The sequence below is a fragment of the Myxococcus virescens genome, assembly GCF_900101905.1.
In the GTDB taxonomy this organism is placed as follows: domain Bacteria; phylum Myxococcota; class Myxococcia; order Myxococcales; family Myxococcaceae; genus Myxococcus; species Myxococcus virescens.
Map to the genome: position 1 here is coordinate 1 of NZ_FNAJ01000036.1, position 11,801 is coordinate 11,801.

Here is an 11,801-nt window from a genome sequence, read left to right on the forward strand (position 1 = left end):
CTGAAGCTGCCCCGGTTCCGCAGAGTGTCCCGGGCTATCGCCATCAGGCGGCAGCCCGGTACTTCTTTTCGTAGTTGGCGGGCGATTCGTAGTCGAGCGCGGAGTGCCGCCGGTGTGGATTGTACCAACCCTCGATGAATTCGAAGAGGGCCATCCGCGCCTCTGCCTGCGAGCGAAGACTACGACGGCCTAGCAGCTCGCATTCGAGCGTGGCGAAGAAGCTCTCGCACATGGCGTTATCGTAGGCATCCCCCACGCTGCCCATGGAGGGACGCACGCCGGCTTCCCGGCAGCGCAGTCCGAAGGCTACCGAGGTGTATTGGGTGCCCTGGTCCGAGTGGTGGATGACGCCAGTGGGGCGCCTTTGCCGCAAGGCCATCTCGAGCGCTTGCAGGACAAGCTCAGTTCGCAGGTGAGTAGCCATGGCCCAGCCGACGATTTTGCGGCTCCAGACATCCATCACCACGGCCAGGTAGAGGAATCCACCCCAGGTGGGCACGTACGTAATATCGGCGACCCAGACTTGGTCTGGCCCGGGCGCCTCGAATCGGCGGTCGACCAGGTCCGGAGCCGGACGCACCCGCTCGTCCCGTATCGTCGTGGTGCATGCTGTGCGTTGGCTCACCCCCTGTAGGTTGGCTGCACGCATCAGGCGCGCGACGCGTTTGCGGCCGATGCAGACGCCTTCGGCGGCCAGCTCCGCATGGATGCGGGGGGCCCCGTACGTCTGTCGGCTCCTGGCGTGAATGGCGCGGATGCGCTCAACCAGCTGGGCGTCGGCCACGGCGCGCTTGGAGGGCAGCCGCGTAAGCCAGGCATGATAGCCGCTCTCGGAGACGCCCAGCACCCGGCAGAGAGTGGAAACGGCGTGGACGGCCTGATTCGCCCTCACGAGTCGGTACGCCGCTTGGGCGTCGCCGCGGCCTCCTGAGCGAACCAGGCCGCAGCTTTTTTTAGGATATCGCGCTCCTCCCGCAGCGTGCGTACCTCGCGTCTCAGCTTCTCCAACTCAGCCTTCTCGTCCGCGCCGAGGCCGGGCTTGGGGGCACTGCTGGGAGTACCTCCTGAATGCTTGCTCCAGTTGCGGATGCTCTGCTCGGTACATCCGAACTCGGATGCCAGGCTCTTCAACGACCGGCCGGACCGGTGCAGCTCAACAATGCGTTGCCGGAACTCCGAGTCGTACGGGGGACGTGTCTTCGGCATCGTGGGGTCCTTTTCGCACAGCGAGTAGGACTCCGCGAAAACGGGGCAACTTCAGGTGGAGGCCCAGGAGTTATTTCCTGGGGGCTCATGTGCTGATACCCACCGGGAGCCCTCGATTTCGGATGCTGCGTCAGGGGGGCGGAGCTCTCTGACGGGACTTGAGCATCAACTCGATATGCGCCTCGAAGCAGCCCGGGATGATGTCCGTCCGCGCCTTCCTGCTGCCCACGAGAAACCGGATGTGCAGCAGCAGCCCCTTCGTCAGGTGCCTCTTTACCGTGTAAAGGCGCAGCCGGAAGGGTCGCGCCATCTTCCCGGCCAGCTCGTGGTTACGGACCTTGGACTCGCTCAGGGCCAAGCTGAGGATCTTGGCCTCTCGAGAGTCATCGGCCGGAACACGCGCCAGCTCCGACTGCGCGGATCATCTTCTTCACGGTGTCCTCCATGCAGCGCACGCAAGGAGGGCATGGAGCCCGTGTAGCGCGCATGATGCACGCCAGCGAGGCGCAGGGTTGAGTGGGGTAGGGGGCGCTCGGGCCTCTACGACGCACAGCTCCAGCAGATGGCCGTCGTAGTCATCCGAACGTCAGCGGAGGTACTCCGCCAAGGGCTTATACCCGGGACGGAGAGATGGATCGTGGGAGGGCAGGGGACGGCCGATGAGGCACCGTCATGTACGCCAGCATGCGTCGCCTGGATGAAGCACCGGGCGCAGGCGAAGACGTCTAGCGCGAAACTCCGCGCAGCAGCCCGATCCCATCCAGTCGCGGCATGCGATCCTTCTTTACTTCCGCCTTCGCCGTTGCCTCAGACGCTGTGCTCGCGTCTTGTGGCATCTGTTCTGCCTCCGCTTGGGGTAGCGACCGTGACCCAGAGGTCTCGTTCCGCCAAGCGAATCTCCCCGCGCCTATGAGCGGCAAAGGGATCCATCACCACGTCGCCAATCCGAGGGTTGCTGTCAGCCTCGAACACTCGGAGGATGATGTAGATGGTATCCCCCCCTTCCTCATGGCACTGGCGGGCTTGGTCCCACTCGGCGCGCGACATGGGGAAAGGGCCGCTACCATCTGTCGATGTCGACTTCACTTCGAGCAGAAACGCGGCGGCAGGCTTGCCGAACAAGCGACCTTTCGGATCGGGAACCTTGAAGTCGTACCCGAGGCCGTCATTGCCGGAGGCTGGAAAGCCGTATCGCTCGCGCGCCTTCGAAACCCAGCAGTCGGGCCCGTAGTCGGCTCCTAGCACTGAAGCAAGCCACTCATGGACCAACGCTTCCCCGATATCTCCCACCAGTTCAGGCTCCCGGCGCGGGCGCGATGTTGAGCCCCCGCTACCCCCGCCGCCTCCCGATGTGCCGCTTCCGTTCGGTGGAGGCAGCTGGGGCCGAACACCCGACAAGATTACCGGATCGAGCCCTCTCGCGGCTGCCTCCGCCAGCTTGCCTCCGAGAACTCCGTCAGCGCCCGATGCCAAATCCGCGCGAAGCTCCACTGCCGTCAGTTCCACCCCAAGGACCGACTGCTTCGGCTGTGGTGCCTCCGGCTCCGTTCGCGGAATTTCCGGAAGCTTGGCCATCAACGACGACTCCGTGGTGGGCTCGCGGAACGCATGGACGGACGATAGCTTCTTCACCGTCTCCGGTGCGGTGGCCTCAAGCAGCGGGCGAAGAAGGAGAAGCGCCGAGTATACGTGCGCCCACTCACCACTCATGCGTGCGTTGAAGGGCGCGTCGGCCAAGACGCTCGCGCCGTCGACCTGCTCATTGAAGGACGCCGCCAGCCGCACTGCGACCTGCACGACCGCCTTCACAGATGTCGTGGCATCGATCTCGCGCGTGGTGGCCGCGACATCTCGGTACAAGCGAACGCCGCGCTGCGTCGCATCCCTGGGAGTCGGGAGTTCAGAATCCCAGGGCGGAGGCGGAAGCTCCTCGAGGGCTCGCACCACGACATCGAACGACGAGACCGCCAAGCGGACTGCTCGCCACGCTGCGTCGTCGGGCGCGGCCGTTTCGACAGGAAGAAACCGCACGTCATCGGGCGTGGGTGATGCGAGTGCGTCAGAGATTGCGGTCCCGAGGAGAGCCAGATCGACCGACGCTTCTCTCGCTCCAATCTCCCGCGCGACAGCGACAACGTGCTCGCGAGCCCTTCTGTACCGTAGCTCCGACTCCACGAACGCGTAGCGCTTACCGTCGCGTCGCAGCACGGCGTCTTGCCAAAGGGGCCAAGGAACTCCGAGGTACCGAACGACCTGGATTTCCCCCTCCGGAGCCCGCTGCTCCAGCGCCGCGGTCAAGACGGCAGTGAGATCCGGTCGTTCAAGCGCGCGCGCCACATCCTCGGGCCGGTCGCCCACGGAGGCGAACCACGCAGCTGCATCCTCAAGGCTCGTGCCCGGAACCATGTGGCAGCGCGCGGCCAATAGCGCGGGGGCGAGGCCGTCGACGCTCATCGATCGATGGAGCCCGGCTGCGTCGGCGACATCGACGATTTCCACGTCGGTGATTTCGCGCTCGCGAAGGAACGACCGAGTGCTTCCGTCGCGAAGAGCATGTGCATACCCTGCCCAGAGATCGCGAGAACGGGCGCCCACTAGCTCCCAGGTCATCGCGACGACGTCGTGCTTCTCCAGCGTCGAGGACACCAGCAGCTTGTCCGCCGCGCGATCGTAGAAGCTCACGACCCTTGGATCCCTGAACGAACCGAAAACGACAGTCAGCCTCTCGAAGGCCTTCCAGTTGCGACTGACCGGCTCCGAGCGGATCGAACGCTCACCTCCGAACGTCAGCAGCGCGGCCAACTCGGCGGCAACTTCGCTGTGCGGATACTCCCGCTGCAACCAGGACAGGAACCGCTCCGCGTCACCTGGCGACGGCGTAAACTCCAGGGCGACCTTGGCGGTCGAAGTTCGGAGGACCCAGCCCGTTCCCCACGAGCGAGCGAAGAGCGCGTAGAGCCGATCCACGGTCGCATCACGTGCGACGGGGACTCGGAACGCTCGGTCGAGCCCGACCACGTGGCGAGCTCGCGAGGGCTCATCGTCGAAGACGACGAGCACTCCCTCGTCGATCGGTTTGACAGCCTCAAGGCGCCGGTCTCGAAGCAGCGGCACCGTGATGTGGGGGGGGACCCGCTGGGCCGGTTCGTGTTCCAAGCGCTCGTCAATCCGCGCATACAGCTCGATCGCGAGCGAGAGCGCCTCTCGCCGGGTGTGTAGTCGCTCCTTGTCGAGGCGTAACGCAAGCTCGCCGAGCGCGCCGAACAACCGCGCGAGTGGCGCATCTTCGACCGAAGGCACGCCGAGCACTCTCAACAAGCTCGACGCCGCGGCCAAGTTGTGGGGGACGACGTTGAGCACTTGCGCGTAGCCCGCACGACGCGCTCCATCGGGCAGGCGCCAGAGCTGCCCAGCAGGTACTCGGACGGGCTCGCGACCCACGCCTCGTTCTCCAGGGAAAACGGCCCAATCGAGGCAAGCCAACGCAACGACCCACATCGACGCGACGGGATCGACAACGTGAGTGCCCACGCGACCCAGCGAGACGCTGTGGTGTCGTAGATAGACGTCCGGGTGCATCAGCATCAGGTCTACGATGGGCTGCCGCCGTTCTGCGACCTCAAGACCGTCGATCCAACACACTTGGTTGACGTCATGCGGGAGCCGATGCATCCAACGCGTTGGGTGCGTCGCGAGGTACTCGACGTAGACGCGATAGACCGCGTCGAGCTCAGGCTTCCCAAGCGTAGGATTGCCAACGACGTAGAGTCTACGGTTCAAGCTCTCGAGTGGTGCGCTGCGGTTCGGGAAAACCACGACCCGAGGCACCGCCTTGACCCCCATGAGTTCGACAGCCCCGCGCCAACTGGCCAGGGCCTCCTCTGCCAATCCGAACCGCTCACGGAGCACGCGAAGAGGCAGCAGGCGCCGACCAGGATACGCTTGTTCTAGCAGCCGATCGTGGTCGCGCGACAGGCCCCATCCCTCGCCAAGGTAGCACTTATTCGCCTCCGCCCAGGAGACACCGCCCCCGGTCGTAGCGATGACGGGCACGCGTGCAAGACTACAATCCAGCTTCCTGCGCGATACCTCTCGCATCGAGGCGATCCACGCGACCGCCTGGCCAAAAAGCTCAAGAGCAAGCTCGCTATCGTTGACCGACGCTTTCACCAAGGCCGGGAATAGAGCCTCCTCGAGCAGCTCCGTCTTGCGCGGCCGGCGCACGAGCCGTTGGTCGGCAAGGCGAAGCGCGAGCTTCGTCAGCGCTCGGCCATCCTCGCGCAAGCGCATTGCGCCGCTGTCGAGCAGCCGGATCATTGCTGCGACTCGGGAGGGGACGTTTGCGACCTCCTCTTCGTCGCCCTGGGGGTCTACCGGAGCGGGAAGAAACACACGCTGCGCGGGGGCCGCGAGCTCGGTGCTGCCAACAGGGAGCCACGCTTGCTCTTGAAGGTCGGCGGCATCGAAGCACTCCAGGAGCGCAATCGCGAAACCCTCCCAATAGCTGGGCCCCTCGTTGCGATGACGTCGCGCCGCAAGTTCGACGGCGCTCATCATTTTCGGTGTGCGCTCGAGCCAAGGATGAGGACGCGACTCCAGCTTGGGCAGGTCAATGGACGCCAACACGTCTGCGACCTCTATCAGCAGGCCTTCGTCTGGAAGTCGCTTGAGCAGGTCCGGCACCCCGGGGAGCACATCGCGCAGAAACGGGAGGAGTGTCCGCTCATTCTTCCCGGGCAACCTGCATTCGCCGCGCCGAGCAAAGCGTTCACCGCCCCAGGTCAGCACCACGTCGGCGTCAGCAACGCCGCCTGGCTCGAATACACGCTTGGCAAGCGCACCGGGACTGCGCTGCAGCGCGAGCGTCGCTGCTCGCCGCTCTTCGATCCGGTTCGATGCCCTGAGACGGATGAGCAATTCGCCAACGAGTTCAGCCGCCACCTCGAGCAGCAGAGCATTGTAGGGCAGCGCGAAGTCGAGCCCCGTGCGCGAGATCGTCGCGAAGAACCGGGCATCCACATGCACGGGCAATCCAGTGGGTTGCTGCGTTGGTAGGCCAAGGCAGAAGCGCCCAGCCGGTCCGAGCGGTGCTGGGCGTTCGCCACGAGGCATCGGAAGCGCGATCGTGACAGGGAGAGGGTCGTCCTCCGTCCAGGTCTCAAGGCCGAAGTCACTGAGCGCATCCGTGACCAATCGCCTGCGCTCGGCGGCGACCGGCGCGGCGCCCGCAAGAGCGTCACGCTGGAGCAGCCAGAAGTGTGTGCTGCGAACTACGCCTCCTGGCTCGACGACCGAAACCGTCGCCTCGGCGAGCGATCCAGGGGCACCCGCGATCGTGCGCGTGAAGGTCCAGCGAAGGTCGCGAACGTGGTCGAGGACGATGACCGTTGAGACTCCGGTAAGAAACAGGACAGCCAGCTCCGCTTGACCCGGTTCGCCATTCCCGGCACCCACCAGGCGGTCAATTGCCTGGGCCACGTCGTCCGCTGCACGCTGGTCACGCAGGGGGAGTACGACGAGGGTGCGTATCAATCGCTGTGCTGGCTCTGGGATGCGCAGCTCGGCGAGGCGCTCGAGGAGAGCGTCTCGCGTTCGGGCAAGCGGAAACTTGAATCCGGCCACCCGCGCGAGCTCGGGCCGAACCGCGTCCATCGGCTCTTCAAAGCCCCTCTCCGCCAACGACCGCGCAAGCCCGGCGTTCTCAGTGAAGAACGTGCGGATGTCGTCCTCTACCGCCGCGACCAGTGCTTGCTGCTGGAAGGGCTCCTGCTCCAGGGCGATTCCGATCCCGAAGTCGGTGAAGACGTCGCCCGATGCGCCGGAAGCCTCCGCTTCCGCCGCGCTGTAGAACTCGGGCGCGCCGGTGACCTGGTACACCGCCTTGAAGCCGACGCCCTTGTTGCCGACGAGCATGCCGGTCTTGTCGCTGTCCGCGAGGGAGCTGATTCGCTCCAGGTTTTGGGGCGTCAACACCTGGCCGCCGTTGGACACCGCGAGCAGTCGCTCGGACCGAACCACTACGACCGTCGAGTCGTGCACTTCTCCGCGGAGTGCCTGGTCGTTCGCGTTCTGGAGAAGCTCGACGAGGAAACGGTCGTGGTAGTCCTGCCGGATGAGCGCCGCAGCGTGCGCGATCTCGCGGTGCTCCCGGCCATGGGTCGCGACGTTCGATGCGAGGAGGTGGGCGCGCTGTCGCCACAACTCCCGAAGCGCCGCGGGCACTTCTCCCTCAAACATCACGCTCGTCCCCTGTCGTCGCAGAACGTCCGGAGTGTTCGTGGACGAGGCGGTATCCGCACCTCTCGCTCACGCATCTTACCGTTGCTCGATCGTTGCAGACTCACCTGTGGCGCGGAGTTATGAGGATTCCAAGGCCATGGCCTTGCCACCGAACAGCCGGGATGCCGGAGTGGGCGGCGGGGGTGGAGGCGCATGGGCCATGTCCTTTCAGGTAAGCGAGGTAGGCTTGCTCCAGTTACGTGGACCTTATTTCAGACCGGGTGAGGTGCGCGGATCAACTCGCGCCAGCGGGAGGTCTTGCGATCGAGTTCGCGGCGGAGCTTGACTGCTTCATCGCTCTCACTGAGTCCCGTGCTTTCGAGCGCTGCTACCAAGTTCGCAGCCGCATCAACGCGCCTCGGGTCCAACTCGAGTACCCGGCGGAAACATGGGATGGCCGCGTGGAAGCGCTTGGCGAACAAGTGGTTCACTCCTCGAGTGAAGTGGAAGTGGTCCCACTTGCTCGCGACCGGCTCCGCCTGGGCGAACGCCTCCTCGGCATCCTCGTATCTCCCAGCGTTCGAGAGAATGATGCCGATCTCGGTCGGAGGCCGGTCCAAATCGGGGGCCAGACGCGCAGCTTCCACGCAGTGGTGTAGGGCCTCGGTCAGGAACTGGTGCTGTCCAGGTGAGACCGTATGCCCGAGGTAGGCCCCCAACGTGTAGTGATGTCCGGCATCCGAGGGGTCCCACTGCACTGCGATCCGCATGTGCTCGATGGCCGAGCGGAGATCTCCTCGGGAGAACGCATCTCCCGCCTGGCTGGCGCGGTTCCGCGCCTTGAATTCCGGCGGTCCGGAAAGCGTGACGACGTGGGCTCCCTCGGGTGGTTGCGCATCGTAGCTGCCCATCCGCAACAGCATCTCGCGGATGAAGGGCATCATCTGCTGGGCCTTCTTGGCGGGAATCCTGAGCTCCTTCGCGATGGGCTCACCTGCGAAGGGAATCGTCCCCAGTTGCTTGGCCCACGCGTTCAGGCGGTTGTGCCAAGGTCCCGGGAGGGCAAGCAGATCGTTCATGACCTCCTGATGGAATCGTGCCTTTTCGGCCAGACGGTCACACAGCATCTGGCCAAGCTGCGAGTGGGCGCCGCGGTGGATGATATCGAGCAGCTTGCCCCGGCGCTCAGTCCGGCCGAGGTCCACGGTCAGCAGCACGTCGCTCGTCAGGCGCGCCGTGGTTTCGAACGCCTTGATGAAGTCACTCAGCCGCTCCTCGCCAATGAGGCCGGCGAGCCGGGAGCGGCACGCGGCGGCACCAGCAGCGAGACGAAGCCGGGCGTTCAGTTCTTCCGCAGGCACTCCCGCCTTCACTGCCAGGGCGTCGGAAAGGAAGGCGAGATTCTCGTTGCTCGGCTCGCTCTTCCCTGTACGCCACGAGTCCATCGTGTTCTTGGAGACGCGCGCCAGCTTCGCCAGCTTGGCCACCGTGACGCTCTTACCTCCAAGCTTGTTCATCACGCGGCGGAAGACATCGCGTTCGATCCAGACGGGGCGGAATGTGGGCTGCTGGCCGTGCTCGATTCGCAGGACCTGATACGCCCCCCAGCGAATGCCCGCATCCAGGGTGTAGAGGCGCAGGAACGGGATGGGGGCGTCGCGCTTTTCGGTGATGGGAAAGCTCAGGCTGTTCATCAACGCCGCGAGCTCGTCCCACCGTTCGGCTGCTTCACGGGTCACCGCGAGAGCCCAGGCAACCGGCTCGAATTCGGTGGCGGGGAGCACGTCCGTGGGCACGAGCGCTGCGGGGAACATGGCCTCCACCAGCGTTTTCAGCACCGCGTCGAACTTCTCCCTGGCGACCGCCACGTCATCATCGAAGACGCGCTGCGCGGTCTTGTAGCTGAAGTCCTCGGCGTTCCGGAGGAAGCCCTTCAGCCGGAGGAGCTCGGCCGCCTCGCCCAGGAGTCGGCCACTTCGCGGGTACTCGATGCCCGAGCCGCTCGGAAGATTGAAGTAGCTCATGTCGTTTCGCCTCACGGAGGAGCCAGCGGCATCGCCGCTGGCCCCATCCGTGTTCGCTCCTACTTCTTGTTGCCGTTCGTGGCCTTGCTGCCGCCCGTGGCCGGTTGACCGCCCTGGTAGTTGGGATGCTGCGGGTTCATCTGGCTCCCCCGATTCCCGTTGTTGTAGTGGTAGGCGGGGTTGTTCGGGTTCTTGATGATGGACCGGTGGTCGTTCGGGGTGTAGTTGCTCTTCCTACCCATTGTTCTCTCCGTGCAGCTTTGACTGGTGACGTCCGCGCCCCATGCGCGAACGCCGCCATGGAGCCAGAGAGCGCGCCCCCGGACGACCCAAGTCCGGTGGACATCGGGAAAAGCCCCGTACTTACAGTAGCTTCAGTAAGCATTGGGACTCGGGCCACTGCGGAATCTGAGCCCTGCGGCGCCTAATGGACGGGGCATCCCGCATGTGCCCCGTATGTGCCCCTCCAGCGCGGAATCAGACGGATTCAGGTGGGATAGGGTGGGATAGGGCGGGACGACGAATCCTGGTAAAATCAAGGGGATGTAGGGTAAAGGCGCGTCCTGCTTGAGGTTTTCCATCCTCCCGTGTCGGGTTCGAATCCCGCCCTGGGCACTCCGAACCAGGCCTCCGAGTCGAAAGACTCGGGGGCCTTTTTCGTTTCTGGGCAGGCTTCCGGTTATGTGCCCTCCAACGTGCCCCTGAGGTGCATGTCGAGGGCGTGCCTGGGCGATGTCGCGCAACTGCGCCACCAGAGCTGCGTCCTTTGCGTCCTTGTGACTGGCGTAGCCCAGGCTGCTGCGGGCCACCTGTAGTAGCGCGCACGCCGGGCGCCGCGACACGCCTTTCCCCATGGCGTACCGCACCTGCCTCCTGGCCGCGAGGACTCGCTCACGCTTCAACTGGTCCGAAAATCGGGGGACAGACCACCCCAACTCGCGCATCGACGAACTGCTACCCCACGAGTGGAAACGTCGGCGTACTGCTGACCCGCGTGCCGCACCTCTCCAACCCAGCCTCTGAATCGCTCGCTTGTCGCGGCGCTCGCCGAACACGGCCCTCGTCCACCTGCAACCGCGCGCGCCACGTCACTAATTGGACGGATACGGCGCGCAGGCTGGACACCGCGACTGACGGAGACGAATGAATGCTCGTGGTCCAGACGCTGGGGAGTCTCAACGCGTTGAGGCTTGCACGGCATGGCAAACTACCTGAGCGGCTGACTGGAGAGGCGGGCCGACACGGTGCTGAGTGCCACTGACGTGGCGGGCCTCCTGGCGGACGCGGAGTGGATGTGTCGGGAGAACAAGGAGCAGAGTGCGCGCCTGCTGCGTGCGAAACTGCGCCAGCAGGCATGAGTGAAGGGCATCGGCTACGCCCACGCCCGCGGGCTGATGAAGCCGCAGGTGCTGGAGCTGTCCACTTCGGAGTAGGTGGCAGGCAAGCACAACGTGCTACTGACGGGGCCAGCGGGCGTGGGAAAGAGCTTCCTCGCGCCCGCGCTGGGGATGAGCTCCCTGAGGGGGGGCGGCTCGCTGTTCCGCCTCACTGTTCCTGTCGGACTTGAGGGGGTAACTCTAGGGGGCAACTCCACAGCACAACGCGCCCGGATGAACTGGAAACGAATGAACCGGCTCATCGTGCGGTGAAGCCCCCCCTGCTCGCATTCAGCCCCGTGGCCCAACGAGGTGCTCCACGCTAGAACCCATGCCAAGCGCTCAGAGCGGTAGTGCCGCGTCTGGGCGCTGTGTGGGGGAGCAGCAGTGTCGGTTTCTACCGCGACCGCCCCGTGCGCGGCCGGAGCAGGCTGCCCACCGCCAGCAGCGCCGCGACTGTGGGCGCCAGAAGGTGTTCAGCACCGCGCGGGCCCCTTCGCCGCCGCGTCCACGTCAACTTGCACTGCAGGTGCGGAGACGGCGCCAGGTCCGCGTGTCGTGTCGCAGCGAACGTTCTTCGTCCACCAGAATACGGAATAGGGTGGTCAACGGTTCCGGTTGACAGAAAACGCGGCGGTGATAGAAGCCGCGCCCCTCACAAAGAAGCCCGCGCACTGGCGCGGAAGGCACTTCGAGCGAGTCAGTACGACAATACGGAATACGGCAGTCAACGCAGCGAGTTGACAGGAGACGCGGTGGTGGTAGAAGCCGCGCCCCGACGAAGAAGCCCGGAAGCAAGGGCGGAAGAGTCGAGGGAGTCAACGAAGCAGCGGTTGACAGGGAAGGCGGCGAAGCGGTAGAAACCGCGCCCCTCTGGAGGAAATCAGCGGAAGCCACTGGGCGGCGCTGAAGACTCCGGAAGCCAGCAGGACGGCGAAACAGCAGCTTGACAGAAGACGCCGAACTGAAATAGAAG

The 11,801-nt window shown here is 65.0% G+C and carries 6 protein-coding genes and 1 pseudogene; 1 reads left to right on the forward strand and 6 read right to left on the reverse strand.

The features are described from left to right. Positions 1-43 precede the first annotated feature (43 nt). From BLU09_RS37720 to BLU09_RS37745, 6 genes and pseudogenes are all read right to left on the reverse strand, one after another. Positions 44-1,206, reverse strand: a protein-coding gene (locus BLU09_RS37720; RefSeq protein WP_090488796.1) for an IS3 family transposase whose coding sequence is annotated in 2 segments (ribosomal slippage) — positions 44-957 and positions 957-1,206 — 1,164 coding nt in all. Because the reading frame shifts where the segments join, the coding sequence is not laid out codon by codon here. A 130-nt stretch (positions 1,207-1,336) separates the two neighbouring features. Then, complete coding sequence (locus BLU09_RS37725; protein WP_090495986.1) at positions 1,337-1,564, reverse strand: hypothetical protein; 228 nt, start codon at positions 1,562-1,564, stop codon at positions 1,337-1,339. A gap of 449 nt (positions 1,565-2,013) precedes the next feature. Continuing rightward, positions 2,014-7,428: a protein NO VEIN domain-containing protein gene (locus tag BLU09_RS37730; protein ID WP_167371238.1), complete on the reverse strand. Its 5,415-nt coding sequence runs from the start codon at positions 7,426-7,428 to the stop codon at positions 2,014-2,016. Positions 7,429-7,697: 269 nt separating this feature from the next. Further along, positions 7,698-9,449, reverse strand: a complete 1,752-nt coding sequence (locus BLU09_RS37735) for a tetratricopeptide repeat protein (protein ID WP_090495988.1) — start codon at positions 9,447-9,449, stop codon at positions 7,698-7,700. Between the two features lie 59 nt (positions 9,450-9,508). Then, positions 9,509-9,691, reverse strand: coding sequence for a hypothetical protein (locus BLU09_RS37740; RefSeq protein WP_090495989.1), 183 nt, complete (start codon positions 9,689-9,691; stop codon positions 9,509-9,511). Between the two features lie 471 nt (positions 9,692-10,162). Further along, positions 10,163-10,324: pseudogene (locus BLU09_RS37745) on the reverse strand (IS3-like element ISMxa2 family transposase); the annotation flags it as partial. 558 nt (positions 10,325-10,882) lie between these two features. On the opposite strand from BLU09_RS37745, the gene BLU09_RS40175 reads away from it, so the two are divergent. Beyond that, a complete protein-coding gene (locus BLU09_RS40175) occupies positions 10,883-11,098 on the forward strand; it encodes an ATP-binding protein (RefSeq protein ID WP_090495990.1) in 216 nt (71 codons plus the stop codon). Positions 11,099-11,801: the final 703 nt, after the last annotated feature.